This window comes from Pseudomonas sp. OVF7 (assembly GCF_030644265.1).
Classification (GTDB): domain Bacteria; phylum Pseudomonadota; class Gammaproteobacteria; order Pseudomonadales; family Pseudomonadaceae; genus Aquipseudomonas; species Aquipseudomonas gorinensis.
Genome location: NZ_CP128996.1, coordinates 207,123 through 224,113 on the forward strand (window position 1 = coordinate 207,123; position 16,991 = coordinate 224,113).

General features: G+C 63.2%; 12 protein-coding genes. 10 read left to right on the forward strand and 2 right to left on the reverse strand.

The features are described 5' to 3' along the window. The first annotated feature begins 1 nt into the window (after position 1). The 9 genes from QU606_RS00890 to tagQ all read left to right on the forward strand — a co-directional run bounded on the left by QU606_RS00890 (position 2) and on the right by tagQ (position 13,770). Positions 2–1,291 carry a DotU family type VI secretion system protein gene (locus QU606_RS00890; protein WP_024078126.1) on the forward strand — a complete coding sequence of 430 codons (1,290 nt, stop codon included), beginning with the start codon at positions 2–4 and terminating at the stop codon, positions 1,289–1,291. Further along, complete coding sequence (tssM, locus tag QU606_RS00895) at positions 1,288–4,788, forward strand: type VI secretion system membrane subunit TssM (protein ID WP_024078125.1); 3,501 nt, start codon at positions 1,288–1,290, stop codon at positions 4,786–4,788. Before QU606_RS00890 ends, tssM begins: the two co-directional genes overlap by 4 nt. Then, complete coding sequence (tagF, locus tag QU606_RS00900) at positions 4,785–5,438, forward strand: type VI secretion system-associated protein TagF (RefSeq protein WP_150295499.1); 654 nt, start codon at positions 4,785–4,787, stop codon at positions 5,436–5,438. Before tssM ends, tagF begins: the two co-directional genes overlap by 4 nt. Beyond that, entirely contained in the window at positions 5,439–6,158 is a 720-nt protein-coding gene (locus QU606_RS00905; RefSeq protein WP_024078123.1) for a PP2C family serine/threonine-protein phosphatase, read from the forward strand. Continuing rightward, complete coding sequence (locus QU606_RS00910; protein WP_304998034.1) at positions 6,155–9,166, forward strand: serine/threonine-protein kinase; 3,012 nt, start codon at positions 6,155–6,157, stop codon at positions 9,164–9,166. The genes QU606_RS00905 and QU606_RS00910 overlap by 4 nt, the downstream gene beginning before the upstream one ends. Next, positions 9,166–9,870, forward strand: coding sequence for an ABC transporter ATP-binding protein (locus tag QU606_RS00915; RefSeq protein WP_304998035.1), 705 nt, complete (start codon positions 9,166–9,168; stop codon positions 9,868–9,870). The genes QU606_RS00910 and QU606_RS00915 overlap by 1 nt, the downstream gene beginning before the upstream one ends. Then, positions 9,870–11,054, forward strand: coding sequence for an ABC transporter permease (locus tag QU606_RS00920; protein ID WP_024078120.1), 1,185 nt, complete (start codon positions 9,870–9,872; stop codon positions 11,052–11,054). Before QU606_RS00915 ends, QU606_RS00920 begins: the two co-directional genes overlap by 1 nt. Then, positions 11,047–12,756, forward strand: coding sequence for an SUMF1/EgtB/PvdO family nonheme iron enzyme (locus tag QU606_RS00925; protein WP_304998036.1), 1,710 nt, complete (start codon positions 11,047–11,049; stop codon positions 12,754–12,756). The genes QU606_RS00920 and QU606_RS00925 overlap by 8 nt, the downstream gene beginning before the upstream one ends. A gap of 84 nt (positions 12,757–12,840) precedes the next feature. Next, the gene (tagQ, locus tag QU606_RS00930) at positions 12,841–13,770 is read left to right on the forward strand and encodes a type VI secretion system-associated lipoprotein TagQ (protein ID WP_041161054.1); all 930 of its coding nucleotides are present in this window, start codon (positions 12,841–12,843) and stop codon (positions 13,768–13,770) included. Positions 13,771–13,898: 128 nt separating this feature from the next. Here the strand turns inward: tagQ and QU606_RS00935 are convergent, their stop codons facing one another. Beyond that, a complete protein-coding gene (locus tag QU606_RS00935) occupies positions 13,899–14,741 on the reverse strand; it encodes a DUF6252 family protein (RefSeq protein WP_024078117.1) in 843 nt (280 codons plus the stop codon). Between the two features lie 296 nt (positions 14,742–15,037). Between QU606_RS00935 and QU606_RS00940 the strand changes: the two genes are divergently transcribed. Further along, entirely contained in the window at positions 15,038–15,412 is a 375-nt protein-coding gene (locus QU606_RS00940; RefSeq protein ID WP_069077358.1) for a helicase, read from the forward strand. 108 nt (positions 15,413–15,520) lie between these two features. Here QU606_RS00940 and QU606_RS00945 read toward each other — a convergent pair whose 3' ends face one another. Then, entirely contained in the window at positions 15,521–16,921 is a 1,401-nt protein-coding gene (locus tag QU606_RS00945; RefSeq protein ID WP_024078115.1) for an aminoacyl-tRNA deacylase and HDOD domain-containing protein, read from the reverse strand. Positions 16,922–16,991 lie beyond the last annotated feature (70 nt).

Sequence of the window (16,991 nt, forward strand, 5' to 3'; positions counted from 1 at the left end):
GATGCATCCCAATGATGATGACCGCACCCAGTTCATGCCGCGCCCGGGTGGCCGTGCGCCGGAACCTGTGCGTGCAGAGCCGGCGCCGCTGTCGATGCCGGCGGCACCGATCCTGACCGGCAAAAGCCAGGGGCTTAACCCGCTGGAAAGCGCCGCCGGCCCGCTATTGGCGTTGCTGACACGCCTGCGCAACACCATTGCCCACCCCGCACCGGCCAGCTTGCGTGCGCAACTGCTGGCCTACCTGCGCCAGTTCGAAGAACGCGCGGAAGCAGCCGGTGTGGCACGCAATGAAGTGCTGCTGGCGCGGTATGCGCTCTGCACCGCCCTCGATGAAGCGGTGTTGAGCACGCCGTGGGGCAGCACCAGCGACTGGGGCAAGCAGAGCCTGTTGATCACCGTGCATAACGAAGCCTGGGGCGGCGAAAAAGTCTTCCAGTTGCTCGACCACTGCCTGCAAAGCCCGCGTGAGCGCCTGTACCTGCTGGAATTGTTGTACCTGTGCATGTGCCTCGGGTTCGAGGGCCGCTACCGCGTGATCAACGACGGTCGCAGCCAGTTGGAAGCCCTGCGTGAGCGCACCGCTGCGGCGATTCGCAGTGCCCGTGGCGACCACGAGCGCGAGTTATCGCCGCACTGGCGCGGCGTCAGCGTCGCGCGGGATCGCCTGGCGCAGTTCATGCCGCCATGGATCGCGGTGGCTATCGGCCTGGCGCTGCTGCTGGCGTTGCTGTTCGGCTTGCGCATGAAGCTGGCATCGGACGCCGAGCCGGTGTTCAAGAACATTCATGCCTTGGGCGAGATCCCGGTGCAGGCCATCGACCGTCCGGTGGCGCAGCCCAAAGTCATCGAGCGGCCACGCCTGGCCGGCTTCCTGGCGGAGGACATCAAGGCGGGTCGTGTGGCAGTAGAAGATCAGGTCGACCGTTCAGTCGTGACCATTCGTGGCGACGAACTCTTTGCGTCCGCCAGCTCCAGCATCGTCGATGACTACCAGCCGCTGATGCTGCGCATCGCCGACGCCATTCGCAAGGTCAAGGGCCAGGTGCGTGTCACCGGGCACAGCGACAACCGCCCGATTGCCACGCTGCGCTTCCCGTCCAACTGGGCGCTGTCCGAAGCGCGGGCCAAGTCGGTGCTGGACATCCTGGCAGCCAAGACCGGCCAAGGCGACCGCTTCAGCGCCGAAGGCCGCAGCGACACCGAGCCGGTGGCCACCAACGCCACCGCCGAAGGCCGTGCCCGCAATCGCCGGGTTGAAATCACCGTATTGGCGGAGGGCGTCGAGTGAAGGCGTTTTTCAGTTTCATGATTCGCTGGGTGATCCCCGTACTGGGCCTGATCGCCCTGAGCCTGATCATCTGGTTTGTGGGGCCGTTGCTCGATGGGCTGGTTCCGGAAGGGCGGCGCTGGGCGCTGATCGTGCTGATCTTTGCGGTGTGGATTGCCTATCGGGTGTTCCGCATCATCCAGGCGCGCCGTCAGGCGGCCGAAGTCATGCGCAGCCTGGCGGCGGAAACCCCGGCCGACCCCAACAGCGTGGCCACCGCCGAAGAATTGTCGAGCTTGCGCCAGCGCATGGACGAAGCCTTGGCCCTGTTGAAAAAGGCCAAGCTTGGTGGTGACGAACGCCGCAATCTCTATGAGCTGCCGTGGTACGTGATCATCGGCCCGCCAGGCTCGGGCAAGACCACTGCGCTGGTCAATTCCGGGCTGCATTTCCCGCTGGCCGCGCAACTGGGCGCCGGTGCGGTGCGTGGTGTCGGCGGCACGCGCAATTGCGACTGGTGGTTTACCGACCAGGCGGTATTGCTCGACACCGCAGGCCGCTATACCACCCAGGACAGCAATTCCACGGTGGATAAAGCCGCCTGGCTGGGCTTTCTCGACCTGCTGAAAAAGCAGCGCTCGCGTCGCCCGATCGATGGTGCCTTTATCGCGATCAGCCTGTCTGACCTGCTGCTGGGTACCGACGCCGAACGCGCCGCCCATGCGGCGGCGATCCGCCTGCGTATCCAGGAGCTGTACACCCAATTGGGCGTGCGTTTCCCGATCTACCTGATGCTGACCAAGCTCGACCTGGTGCCGGGCTTCATGGAGTTCTTCGACAACCTGAGCAAGGAAGAACGCGCCCAGGTGTGGGGCATGACCTTTGCCCTGGATGACGGCAAGAACAGCGACAGCCCGCTGGCCCACCTGCAAAGCGAATTCGCCGGCCTGGAACAGCGCCTCAACGAACGCCTGGTGGAACGCCTGCAACAGGAGCGCGACCCGGCGCGGCGCGACCTGATCTACGGTTTCCCGCAACAGTTCGGCGCCCTGAAAGATTGCCTGCAAAGCTTCCTCGAAGGTGTATTCAAGCCCAACGCCTTTGAAGAACGCGTGTTGCTGCGCGGGGTGTACTTCACCAGCGGTACCCAGGAAGGCAGCCCGATTGACCGCCTGATTGGCGCCATGGCCCAGAGCATGAACCTGGACCGCCAGCACCTGGCGCGCCAGAGCGGTACCGGGCGCAGTTACTTCATCGAAAAACTCTTCACCGCCGTGGCTTTTGCCGAACGTGGACTGGTGGGTGTGAACCCGAAAGTTGAGCGCCGGCGCAAGTGGATCGCACGCGGTGTGCTCGCGGCCACCGTGGCCTTGGTGATCGTGGTCAGCAGCTTGTGGTGGGTGAGTTATCGCGCCAACCAGGCGTATATCGCCCAGGTCGACCAGAAGGTCGCGCCCCTGGGCCAGACCGTCCAGAACCTCAGCCCGGCGCAGCGCGAAGTGCTGGCCGTGCTACCGCTGCTCAATGCGGTGAAGAACCTGGCAGGCGATTCGCCCAGCTGGTCCGAGGGCCTTGGGCTGTATCAAGGCGACATGCTGGAAGCCGAGTCCGCCAGCGTCTACCGCAAGCTGTTGATCGCGGTCTTCGCGCCACGCCTGGTGACGCGTATCGAAGAGCAACTGCACGGCGGTGGCAATTCCGACTTCCTTTACGAGGGCCTCAAGGCCTACCTGATGCTCGCCGACACCGAGCATTACGACCCGGACTTCATCAAGGCCTGGATCGCCCTCGATTGGGACCGCAACCTGCCCCGTGACCTGCCCGCCGATCAGCGCCAGGCGTTGGCCGGGCACCTGCAGGCGTTGTTCGAACGGCACCCGCCGAGCGCACGCCTCGATCCGCGTTTGATCGACGACCTGCGTCGCCAGTTGCAACAACTGCCGGTGGCCCAGCGTGTCTACGACCGGGTCAAGCGTCAGAAATTGCCTGAAGGCATCCCGGACTTCCGCATCAACGAAGCCGCCGGCCGTGATGCTGCGCTGGTGTTCAGCCGCAAAAGTGGCAAGCCGCTGGGTGAGCCGCTGAGTGGTTTCTTTACCGCCAAGGGCTATCGGCAGGCGTTCCTGCTGAGCAGCCTGAACCAGACCGGTACCCTGGCCGAAGAGCAATGGGTACTGGGCCGTGAGCAGGCCGACCAGCAGAACGTGGTCAGCCTGGCCGCTGATGTGCGTCGCCTGTACTTCCAGGACTACCAGCGCCAGTGGGATGCGTTGCTCGCCGACATCGACTTTGTACCGATCACCAGCGTGGCCCAGGCAGCCGATGTGCTGCGGGTGATTTCCGGACCCACCTCGCCGCTGAAAAAACTGCTGGTGGCGGTGGCCAAGGAAACCGACCTGCAAGCGGAAGAGCGCCAATTGGCCGCCAAGGGTGTACCGGTGGAAGGTGGGGTGGACAAGCTCAAGGAGCGCCTGGGCAGCCTGCTCGGCCAGGAGCAACCGACCGCGAATGCCCCGGCCGCCGCGGATGATCCGGTGACCGCACACTTCGCCGAACTCAACAGCATCGTCAGCAAGAACGAAGGCGAACCGGCTGCCATCGACGGCCTGTTGTCGGACATGAATGCGCTATATGTGCAGGTCAGCGCCATGGTCGGTGCCAGCGGCGACGCCTTGCTGGGTGAGGCGAAGAACCAGGCGGCGGCTGCGGCCACGCGGGTCAGCCTGAATGCCGAGCGCCAGCCACCTTTGGTGCAAGGCATGGTCAAGTCGGTGGTCAACTCCACCACCAACAGCATGATGGGCGGTGTGCGTAACCAACTGAACGCGGCCTGGGTCAGCGAAGTGGTCAACGTGTATCGTCAGTCCCTGGCAGGGCGCTACCCGATGTCGCCGGGCAGTACGCGTGACGCCACCCTGGATGACTTCGGGCAGTTTTTTGGCGTGGGCGGGGTGATGGACAATTACTTCCGCAAGTACCTGCAGCCGTACGTGGACACCTCGGCGCAGACCTGGCGCTGGCAGCCGGGCGCGGCGCAGAAGCTCGGGATTGCACCGGGCGTGCTGCAAACCTTCCAGCGTGCCGCGACGATCCGCGATGCGTTCTTCCGCTCCGGGGGTACCCAACCCATCGTGCGCTTCGAACTCAAGCCAGTGTCGATGGACCCGAGCATTACCCAGTTCCTGCTTGACCTTGACGGCCAGCAACTGAGCTACGACCACGGCCCGAGCCGCCCGGTGGCGATGCAATGGCCAAACCCCGGCAGCATTGGTGTGGTGCGAATTTCCATCATGCCGCCGTCGGCCAGTGGCCGCTCCGGTGTGACCCTGGATGGCCCGTGGGCTTGGTTCCGCCTGTTGGAGCAATCGGACCTTACCGCCGGCAACTCGCCTGATCGCTTTAACCTGCGCCTGCGTGTGGATGGGGCGAGCATCGCCTACGAGTTGCGCGCCAACAGCGCCTTCAATCCGTTCAAGAGTCGCGTGCTCAGCGGCTTCAGCCTGCCGGAGCGGTTATGACGACGCTGGGTTTCTACGGCAAGTTGGCCAGTCGTGGGGACTTTGTCAGCCGCGCCTTGCCCCAGAGCTTTATTGGCCCATGGGACAGCTGGTTGGCGGCGGGTTTGCTCGCCAGCCAGCAGAGCCTGGGCGCCGAGTGGCTCAACGTGTACCTGGTCAGCCCGCTGTGGCGCTTCGTGTTGGCGCCGGGTGTGTGCGGACCGAACGCGGCGGCGGGCGTGGTGATGCCGAGCATCGATCGGGTGGGGCGGTATTTCCCGCTGGCGGTGGTGGCCTTGCTCGATCACGACACCAACCCGGCGTCCCTGGTGGGCGGTCCGGACACCTGGTTCGAACAGGCCGAAGAGCTGTTGCTCGGCACCCTCGACGCCGACGCTACCTTTGAACGCTTCAACGATGGCCTCGACAGCCTGGGCTTGCCAGCGACTGAGCCGCGAGCGGTCGACAGCCGTTTCGCCGGCCTGCAACGCGTGGCCGCCACCGAGCCCCACCAGCGCATGACCGCGCTCGCCGAACAGGCCTGCGACGGTGCCAGCCTGTGGTGGGGCCGTGGTTCGCAGACGATTTCCCCTGGTTTATTGCGGTGTCAGGGCCTGCCCGCCACCGGCGATTTTGCGCAGTTTTTGCTCGGACAAGAGGGTGTGATGTAGATGGGGGCGACGTATGTATCCGCGAGCAAAAGCCATGTGGGCATGGTCCGCCAGGTCAACGAAGACGCCTGCCTGGACCTGCCGGAAAACCGCCTGTGGGTGGTGGCCGACGGCATGGGCGGGCATGCGGCGGGGGATTACGTCAGCAGCCTGATCGTCGACAGCTTGCGCAGTGTGCCGCTGGGTCGGTCCCTCGAGGAATACTCGGCGGCCTTGCGCAATGACCTGCTCCGTATCAATGCCGCCGTGCGTGAAGAAACCGCCAACCGTGGTGTGACCATGATGGGCAGCACCGTGGTGGTGCTCGCCGCCCGCGGCTTGCGCGGTGTGTGCCTGTGGGCTGGCGACAGTCGCCTGTACCGCCTGCGCGACGGCGTGCTCGAAGGCATCTCCCGCGACCACAGCTACGTGCAGGACCTGCAAGACAGCGGCCTGCTCAGCGAAGCCGACGCGCGCGTGCATCCGCGCGCCAACATCGTCACCCGCGCCATTGGCGTAGAGGCCCAGTTGGAACTGGCGGTGGTCGACCTGTTGATCGCCCCGGGTGACAGCTACCTGCTGTGCAGCGATGGCCTGAACAAGACCGTCGAAGACCATGAGATCCGCGAAGTGCTCAGCCACGACGCGCCGGACGAAATCGTGCGCAGCCTGGTGCACCTGGGGCTTAACCGCGGCGCGCCGGACAACATCACCGCCATCGTCGTGAAGGTATCGGCATGAACATTGTGATTCCGGGCTACGACATCGAAGGCGAGATCGGCGAAGGCGCCATGGCCAGCGTGTACCTGGCGACCCAGCGCTCGCTGGAGCGCAAGGTGGCGTTGAAAGTGATGGCGGCGGCGCTGGCGGCCGACCCGAGTTTCTGCGAACGCTTCCTGCGCGAGGGCAAGACCCTGGCGCGCTTGTCGCACCCGCATACGGTGACCATCCATGACATCGGCAATGTCGGTGAGCTGTACTACATGGCCATGGAGTACCTGCCCAACGGCACGCTCAAGGAGCGCATCGCCGCGGGCCTGACGCCAGAGCAGGGCGTGACGTTGATTCGCCAGATTGCCTCGGCGCTGGGCTATGCGCATGCCCAGGGGTTGGTGCACCGCGACGTCAAGCCGGCGAACATCCTGTTCCGTGCTGACGGCACCGCGGTGTTGTCGGACTTCGGTATCGCCAAGTCCCTGGACGACCGTACCCAGTTCACCCAGGCCGGGTTTGCGGTGGGCACGCCGAGCTACATGAGCCCGGAGCAGGCACGGGGCCAGGAGATCGATGGCCGTGCCGACCTCTACGCCCTGGGCGTGGTGCTGTATGAAATCCTCGTCGGCAAGCTGCCGTATAACGGCACCGATGCGCTGTCCACGGCGCTGGCGCACCTGACCGAACCCTTGCCGGAGTTGCCGGTGCACCATGGCCGTTATCAGGGCGTGCTGCGCAAGCTGTTGGCCAAGGACCCGGCGGAGCGTTTCCCGGATGCGGCGGCGTTGTTGGCGGCACTGGACCAGCTGCCGGCGGACTCGCCAGAGGCCACGCTGGTGCGGCCGTTGCCGATCCCGCTGAGTTTTGATCTGGCGGGCATGACGCCGGTCACCATCGACATCCCGACCGATAAACCCCAGCCGCAACCGGTGCGCCAGCCGGTGGTGACACCGACCCAGCATAACGCCGTGTCCGAGCAGCGCCGTGGGCCGGTGTTGGCACTGGCCGCCGTGGCGGTGGCCGTGGCATTGGCCATTGGTGGCGGCAGCTACTGGTGGTTGAGCGGCCGTGATGAACCGGCCAAGCCGCCGGCTGCCGTCGTGCCGCAGGCCAAGCCGCCTGCGGCGGTAGCCGAAGTGCCACAAGCAACGCCACCCGTGGCGGTGGCTGAAGTGGATGGCGGCCAACGTCCGTTGTTGATGGCCGGCAAGAAGACCCTGTTCCAGCGCGTCCTCAGCAAGCCCGGCGCCAAACTGTCGAATGAGGCCGGCAGCGCGTCGGGCAAGGCCCTGCCGGCGTTCTCCGTGCTCTACGTGTATCAGCGTAAGGACGTCGACGGCAGCCCGTGGGTTCGTGTCGGCGCCGCCACCGATGGCCGCAGCGACGGTTGGTTGCCCGCCGCCCAGGTCAGCGACTGGAAGCAAAGCCTGGTGCTCAAGTTCACCGAACGCTCCGGCCGGGCGCCGGTGATGTTCCTGCGCCAATCCGCCGAAGTGGAAAAGCTGCTGGCTGATCCCGCCGCGGCTAAAGGCGTGTTGGCCAAGGCGCAGAAAAACAGCGAAGACAACGGCCAGGTCCTGGCCTTGGAGCCGGCTGCCAGTGCGGTGCCGCAGAACCAGTTCTACCTGTTGCCGATCTTCGACTCCAAAGAGAGCTTCGACGAAAATGGCCAGCCGGTGCAGTTGCTGAATGTCGCGTCCATCGACCCTGGCAGCAGCGCGGCCGCCAAGCCGGCAACGCCGGTGATGAGCGCCAATGCCGACGCCTTCCGCACCGCCGTGGTGCTGGTGGTCGATACCACCGTTTCCATGCAGCCCTATATCGACCAGGTTCGCGACGTGGTGCACGAACTGCAAACCCGCATTGCCGAGCGTGGCGAACTGGACAGTGTCAGCTTCGGCCTGGTCGGTTTTCGCAACAGCATCAAGAAAACCCCGGGCCTGGAATACGTGGCCAAGACCCTGATCAGCCTTGACCAGGGCCGCGACCCGCAACGCTTTCTCGACATGGCGCGCCAGGTCAAGGCGTCCACGGTGTCCAGCCATTCCTTCAACGAAGATGCGTTTGCCGGGGTGATGCAGGCCGTGGAAGGCATGGACTGGTCCGGCTATGGCGGGCGGATCATCCTGCTGGTCACCGACGCTGGCGCCCTGCGCAAGAACGACCCGTTCGCCGCCACTCAGATGAACGAAGCCGAAGTGCGCCAGGCCGCGCTGGGCAAGCAGATCAAGATCTACGCCCTGCACCTGCGCACCGACGCTGGCAAGAAAACCCACGCCGGCGCCGAGAGCCAATACCGTGTCCTCACCGCCGACGCCAACCCACAGATCGGCGACCTGTACACGCCGGTACCGGGGGGGGATGTGCGCAAGTTGGGTGAGCGGGTCGATGAGATCGGCACGGTGTTCGCCAACCTTGTGCACCAAGTGCGCAGCAACACGCCGCAGCCGGTGCCGTTGCTGAGTGGCGCGCCGAGCCTGGCGGATAAATCCGCGGCGGTCGGCTATGCCATGCACATGGACTTCCTCGGCCGCAAAGCCGCGAGCCAGGCGCCGCAACTGGTCAGCGCCTGGACCGCCGACCGCGACCTGACCAACCCGGCACTGCCGGCGTTCCAGGTGTGTGTGATGTTGACCAAATTGCAGCTCAATGACCTGCAACAGTCGCTGAAACTGATCGTCGATGCCGCGCGCAAAACCCAGACTTCACCCAAGGATTTCTTCCAGGAAATCGCCAGCGCCTCAGCCTATATGAGCCGTGACCCGCAAGCCCTGCGCAAGGGCGGCAACCTGGCCGATGGCGGGATTCTCGGCGAGTACCTGGAAGGCCTGCCGTACCGCAGCAAGTCGCTGAACATGACCCAGGATTTGTGGTTGTCGTTGAGCGTGGCCGAGCAGGAAGACTTTATCGACGAGCTGGATTCGAAGATCCGCCTCTACGAAACCTTCCACAATGACGTGGCCAACTGGGTCCGTTTCGGCGATGCCGAGCCGGGTGATGCGTTGTACCGCGTACCCTTGTCGACGCTGCCGTAATGCTGAACCTGAGTGCGGTGCACAAGAGCCGGGGTGTCGGCAGCCAGCGTTACAGCCTGGTGATCCCGGCGCTGCACCTGCGTGCCGGGGAGCAGTTGGCGATTGTCGGGCCGAGCGGGTGTGGCAAGAGCACCCTGCTGGATCTGCTGGCGCTGGTATTGGCGCCTGATCAGGTGGGCCGGTTCGAATTCAATCAGCAGGACATTGGCGGGCTGTGGTGTGCCGATCAGCAATCCACCCTGGCCGCGCTGCGCAGCCAGCACCTGGGCTATGTGCTGCAAACCGGCGGGCTGCTGGGCTTTCTGGATGTACGCAGCAATATCGCGCTGTCGCGGCAACTGCTGGGGTTGAAGGACGATGGCAGCGTGGCGCGCCTGGCTGAACAGCTGGAGATCAGCGACCAGTTGGCCAAGAAGCCGGCGGCCCTGTCAGTGGGCCAGCGCCAACGCGTGAGCTGCGCGCGCGCTTTGGCCCATGCGCCGCAGTTGGTGCTGGCTGATGAACCCACCGCGTCCCTTGACCCATTGAATGCCGAACGCGTCATGCAGGCGCTGCTGGCCCAGGCCCGCGAGCATCGCGCCGCCTGTGTGATCGCCACCCATGACGAACCCCTGGCCCGCGCCAGCGGCTTGCAGGTGCGGCGCATCAGCTGTCGCCGCGACGCCGACGGCGGCGTCACCGCGACCCTCGGGGAGGCGTGCTGATGCGCATCCCTCTGGTGGCGTCCCTGGCTTGGCAGGATTACCGCAACGATGCTTGGCTGTCGGCCTGCTCGGTGTTGGCGCTGGTGGCGGTGATCGCGCCGTTGCTGGTGTTATTCGGCCTGAAATTTGGACTGGTTAGCAGTTTGACCGAACGTTTGGAGACCGATCCGGCCACCCGTGAAATTATTCCGTTGGGCGGTGGTCGATTCAGCAGCGCATTTGTCGAACAGCTCGGCCAGCGCAGCGATGTGGCGTTCGCCTTACCACGCACGCGGCAGATTGCGGCGACGGCGCAGGTCGGCACGCTGACCTTGGAAATGCTGCCGACGGCTGCGAGTGACCCGTTGTTGAGCGGCCTGCCGATGCCCAAGGGCCTGGACCAGATCGTGCTGAGCCACACCGCTGCCGAGAAGCTCGCGGCACGGCCGGGGGATTGGTTGGAGACCAGTTTTGCGCGGCAAGTGGCGGGACGTGTAGAAGCCCAGCGCACACGCTTGCAGGTACTGGCGGTGCTGCCGCTGGAAGCCTTCGCGCGTGATGGGTTGTTTGCCGATTTGAGATTGCTGGAAGCGGCGGAAGATTACCGCGATGGCCGTGCGGTACCGGCGTTGGGTTGGGCCGGTGATGAGGTGGCTGTGAGCGAGCAGCGGGTATACCCGGCATTTCGCCTGTATGCGCGCAGCCTCACCGATGTGGAACCGCTGCGGGTGTATTTCGCCGCGCAGAATCTGTTGGTGTCGACCCAGGCGCAGACCATCGCCCAGGTGCAGTCGTTGAGCCGCAACCTGTCGATCGTGTTCTGGATCATCGCCGGGTTGGCCTTGGCGGGGGCGTTTGCGGCGATCTTCGCCGGGGCGCTGGCCGCCGTGGCGCGCAAGCGCCGGGAATTGTCGGTGTTGCGCCTGTTGGGTTTTTCCACCGGCGCACTGTTGCTGTTTGTGGTGGTGCAGGCGCTGTACAGCGCAGGGTTTGCCGCCTTGCTCAGTGCCGGGCTGTATGGCCTGGCCGAGACAGCGGTGAATAAGTTATTCGTGCAGGTGCCGGGCGAATACGCCAGCCACCTGCTGGCGCGTCACTACGGCCTGGCCCTGGTTGCAGTCCTCGGCGTCAGCGCCGTGGCGGCGGCCTGTGGCGGTTGGCGAGTGGCGCGTATCCAGGCTTCTGAAGGAATCAGAGATGTATAAGTTACTGGGCGCCTGTGTGGCGCTGACCTTGGCTTCGATGGCCTGGGCCGATGAAGCGAGTGACAAGCTCGACAACCCCAAGCCGTTGCCCGACGACGTCAGCCTGCCGTTGCCGTGCGAAGGCAATATGGTGTTCCGCTACGCCTACGTATTGGCCCAGGGCACCCTGGACGACCGCGAGATCACCCTTGGTTACCCGTTTGCCGAAGGCGAGGCGGGCTATCAGCAGTCGTTTATCTCCGGCTATCGCCGCGACTTCATCAACGGCCAATTCACCCTCAAGGACTTGCCGAAAGACTGGAACAAAGTCATCGCACCGTTGATGCCCAAGACCGACGCCAAGACCCCGCTCAAGCCGATGCTGTACTTCATCGGCAAGTACGAAGTGACCGCGCGCCAATACGCCCAGGTGATGTCCCAGGCGCAGTCGCTGGCCAGTGGCGAGCCCGCGCCGGCCTGCGATGCGCCCACCGGCATGGCCGCGCGTTTGCCCAAGGTGAAACTGTCGCGCTTTGAGGCCGAGCGTTTCTCGGCGGTGTACAGCGCCTGGCTGATGAAATACCACCGCGACTTGCTGCCGGTCAGCGGGCGCGGTTCGTCGGCAGAAGAGGGCGGCCTGGGTTTTGTGCGCCTGCCTACCGAAGTGGAATGGGAGTTCGCGGCCCGCGGTGGCCATGCGGTCAGCCGCCAGGACCTGGAAGGGCGCCTGTTCCCGCGCCGCGTCGAAGGCAGCGAGAGCGACGGCCCGCTCGGCGATTATGCGGTGTTCAACCAGGTCGCCGGAGGCACCGGCCAGGCCGCGCGCCTGATGCCCATCGGCACCAAATTGCCCAACCCGATCGGCATGTTCGACGTGATCGGTAACGCCGCGGAAATGGTCCAGGAATCTTTCCAACTGGTACACGCCGGACGCCGCCAGGGCACCTACGGCGGCTTTGTGGTCAAGGGCGGCAACTACCTGGAAGGCGAGGGCACGCTGTTTACCGGCATGCGCCGCGAATACCCGTTGTTCGCCGCCGACGGCACCGAGCAAAGCAATGAGACCACCGGTTTCCGCGTGGCGATTGGTGCGTTGTCGGCACCGCGCTCACGCTACAAGGAGTTGTTCGCCCAGTGGCAGAAAGAGGGCCGCCTGGCCTCGTTGACCGACGCCATTGACGATGCCCAGGACCCGACCAAGCGCCTGGACAGCATCATCGCCGCCAGCGTCGACCCCAAGTTGCAGGCCGAGCTTGGGCTGGTCAACGAAGAGCTCAAGCGCAATGTCTCGCTGATCGCCCAGCAACGCGAAGAGGCGGCGGGCAACCTGATTCAGTCGGCGGCATTGGTGGCCGAGACCATCAGCAACTACAACATCCGCCTGGCCAACCTGCAGAAGAGTCGCCAGCAGGCCCTGGACAATAAGGACGAGGCCAGCGCGGCGCTGTTTGCCACGGCCATCGACAACGGGCGCAGCGCCCTCGATGGCGCGGTGGCGATCTATATCGACAACCTGGCCACCGGCACGCGCTACACCGACGCGGTGATCCAGGCGCAGTTTCAACGCATCAAGGAAGAGTTGGATCGCAAGCCAGTGCTCGGCAAGAGCCTGGTGACGCGCGCGACACTGTTCGTCCGCCATGTCGGCAACTACCGCAAGCAACAGCGGGCCGACCCGGCGACGATCTTGAAGGAATTGCTCGCAGCGAGCGGTCAGCGATGATCGCTGGCTGTATGGCGAGCTTGGAAGGGACTCAGGCGGCAGTGGGCCGTGCTGGGCAAGTCAAACTTAGAAGAGAACACACCTATGCTTTTTTCCCGTAAGGCGGTTTCCAAGCGTCACTTGCTGCTGATCGCAGCCGGCTTCAGCACGGTGCTGACCGGTTGCGCCACGTCGCCGGCCTCCAAGGTCGCGTCGAGCACCAAGGTCGAGTACTACCCCAACTGCTACGAGCCGGTGCAGCACTTGCGCGCCACCGATTCGAACATGACCAAGTCGGTTGTCACCGGCGCGGCCATCGGTGCGGCGGGCGGTGCCTTGCTGGGCGTGCTGACCGGCGACAAGGAAAACCGTGGCCGTAACGCCGCCATCGGCGCAGCGGGCGGCGCCCTGGCCGGCGGCGCAGCGGGTTACTACACCGAGCGTCAGAAGCAGATCGCCGATGACAACCAGCGCATTGCCTCGTATGCGGCTGACGTGAACAAAAGTGCCTCTGACATCGACCGCAGCACCGCGTACGCCAGGGCGTCCCAGCAGTGCTACCAGAGCGCATTCACCAAGTTGGTGGCTGATCGTAAAGCCAAGACCGTCAACGATACCGAAGGCCGCAAGCGCCTGGCGGAAATCGTCTCGGGCCTGAAGGAATCCAATGACCTGATCGTTGCGGTCAACGGCAAAGCCGCCGAAGACCTGAACAACTACACCCAAGCCTACGAGAAGGACCTGCAGCAGGTTGGCGTACAGCGTGCCGACGTGGTCACCGTGGCCCAGGCCGATGCAACACCCGCGGTGACACCGGGCAACAAGAAGAAAGGTACAGGCACCAAACCGCCGAAAAAGCCGCCTCTTCCAACCGTGCCGACAGAAGCGGTAAACACCGAGAAAACCTTCCAGACCGCCCAGACCAAGCAAGATGAAAGCAAGAAGGTCGCCAGCGCCGGTAAAGCGCAGATCGAAGGCACTTGCCGCGATCCAAACCTGGCCGACTGGGCGCCGGTGCCTTGCCCTAACGTGTAAGGACGAGGGGGTGTTCTAAACCGTCAATGCCAGCCACTCATCTTCAATGGTGATCGGCTGGCATTGTTACACCGCGTTCTATTGAATGGAGTCTGGATACCCGTTCAATCGGTGTGCTATCAGCCTGTCTAGGCTTTGCTCAATCCCGTGATTTCAAAAGAGCCATCAGAAAATACGACATCGTCGTGGCCTGGGCCAGAGACGCTGAAGTTCAGAGTGCCAGTCAATTTTTTTAGATGTTCATCGTAGGTGAAGTTAACGGTTCCCGAGGTGGCGCGATAAAAGACCTTCGCAATCAAAGTGACGACAGCGGTGTCCCCATCCTCAGAGGGGGAAATGGGAAGTGTTTTTTCACCCAGCTTTGATGTGGGAATGTGCAGCCACAAGTGTCTAGGCGCGTTTTTATCATCGTTATCATCGTTTGCCACGACTTGCAGAAAGCCAGGTTCAGTGAAGCTCATGTGCGGTTTGCTTGAGCTGAAGTCGGGCGTGGGCAAATTAAGCGTGCCCCTCAGATACCCTGTACTTTGTCGATGTGATGTTTCACTGCGGAAGGATACCTTGCCCTCAGTGAAGGTGGCTAAATCGCGGATTTCAGGGTTTAAACTTTTGGCGGTGCAGTAAAAGGTGCCGTCGATTTGCTGCTCAGACGCCGTCTCAGTCAACGTAAATTCGCCTTCGATGTCCCGGTAGGAGTCCAACTGAACCGTCGTGGGTGGGTCATACGCCAGGCCGACAGTATTTCCCGGCTTGCCATCCAAGGGATATGGACCAGGTTCGGCGCCATTGGCAATTTTCAATTCAACGGTATAGATACGGAAAGGTGAAAATACCGCTTGGGAGGCTTTGATGACCACGTGATGGTCTTTCAAAGTTGCGCTGGTATATGTTGACACGAAAGGATGTATGGAGCCGCCCAGTTCAATATTGGCGCTTACTTGTCCAGCCAATGTGTTGTTAATGGTTTTCATGGCTTTAGTTCCATTAAATGATTTTTATCGAGCCTGGAAGTTTCGCGTCAAGGTTGGCGTCAGGGACTGGAAATAACTACTGTTAAAGTTGACAGTCAGTTAGACCTGTTTGGAATGGCGTTATTCCAAGTTGATTCTCGCCTGCGCCGGTCTAATGGTGGTCTGTTTAAATATTGACCGTGCAGTCATGCGTCTGAGTAAAACAATGAGGGTTTTCTAACTTGGGGGAATAGTGGCGTTCTACAGGGGAATCGTTAGACTGCGCGAGCCGTTAATTTTCCTGAGGCTGTGCCGTTATGAAATTTCGTCTTCTCCTGTGGGTGCTGGGCCTGATGATGGGCAAAGCCAGCCGCACCAACCCTGCGTTCCAGCAACAGCTGGGTGACAAAGACCTGGCGTTCCAGTTGCAGACCCTCGACGGCAAGGTTGCCCGTCATTTCATCGTCAAAGACCAGCGCATCACCAGCCGCTCGGGTGTCCACCCGGCGCCGGCGTTTGCCATCGCGTTCAAGGATGCGGCCTACGGCTTCGCCACCTTGCAGGCGAAGAACAAGCAATTGGCGTTCATGACGGGGATTCAGGACAAGTCGATCCAGATCAAGGGCAACCCGGCGTTGGTGATCTGGTTCCAGGGCTTGACCAAGTATTTGAAGCCGAAGAAAAAGAAGTAGATCGAGGTGGATTCATCGGGGGCAAGCCCCCTCCCACACTTGACTGTGTTCGCAGATCAAAATGTGGGAGGGGGCTTGCCCCCGATAGCGATCTGACAAGCTACCGATTCAGCCCTGGCTGAACTGGGACGCCAATTCGCGCAACAGCACTTCGGCATCCAGCACTTTGCCCACCACTTCCTCGGCCTTGTCACGGCTCAAGCCCAGGCGATCGAGCAGCACATCCGGGATCGTTTCATCCGGGCCGGAACCAATGCCACGGCTGCGCAACAGGCGCACGGCCAGGCATACAAGGTTCGGGTACTCGGCATACTGGCCGTCGTAGGTCGGGTCGTGCTGGAAGCGCAGGGCGGTGGACAGTTCGTCCGGCATGTCCCAGTAGCGCATCAGCCAGGCGCCGATCTGCTCGCGGCTGATGCCCAGCAGATGCTGCTCGACATAGCTGTGGCACAGGTGCGGGTTGACCTCCAGGTGCCGGCAGATCAGCGAGAAATGCGGCGGGAACACATGGGCCAGCAGCAGGTAGCCGAAGTTGTGCAGCAAGCCGGCCAGGTAGGTCAGGCCGGCTTCGGGGCGCTGGGCGCGTGGCATGGCACGGGTCAGGCCTTCGATCACGGCGGCGGTGTAGATCGATTGGTGCCAGTACGGCGTAGCCTGGTGCGGGTGGTCCTTGGGCAGGCTCAGGGTTTTGCCCAGGGCCAGGCCAAGCGCCAGGTTGATCACCAGGTCAAAGCCCAGCACGCGCACGATGGCGTCTTCCACCGAACGGATCTTGCCCGGCGAGGCGTAGTAGGGCGATGCGGCCCAACTGACCACCTGGGCGGCCAGGGCCGGGTCGGTTTCCACCACGCCGGTGATATCGTCGATGGTCGCATTGGGGTCGACGCGCAGCTTGATGATCTTCTGCGCGGTGTCAGCCAGCGGCGGAATCTCGATGGTCGCTTCCAGGCGTTGCTGGATGCGGCGGGCCGTGAACGCCTGCATCGCTTGGGTGATTTCCTCGCGGTCATCATTGGGGCGGTCGAGGTTGGGGCGGATGTTGCTCAGCGGCTCACCGAACTGGCCGGCGCTGGCCTTGGTGAGCATGGTCTTGAAGGCTTCGCTGGAGATTTCCAGCAATACCCCGGCTTCGCCTGAATGCACCAGCAGGCTGGGTTCGTTGAGCAGGCTGCCTTCGTACAGGCACGGTGAACTGGTCAGCGGTGGCAGGCCCGGCAACAGGCTCAGGTCGTGCTTGCCCAGCATGCGCTTGACGCGATCCGGTGATACCGCCGTGAGGCGACGCCCGGTGAGTTCGGTGAGGCGGTTGAGGTCGAGCAACTGGCTCTGTGGGAACAGCACCATCAGTGCGCCCACGGCATCTTCCAGCAACACCGCCTGGACCTTTTGCGCAGGATTCAGGCCCGGTTGTTCGGCGACTTCCGTGTAGCTGATGGCGAGTTTTGCAAGCAACGCCCGAATAACCGGCGGGGCGGTCAGTGGGGTTGTGGCGAGGGCAACTTCTGACATGGCCTGATCCAATTTCTTACAGTCAACGAAGTATAACCAGCTTGATACAACTGTAGGTCGGATAAGTGAG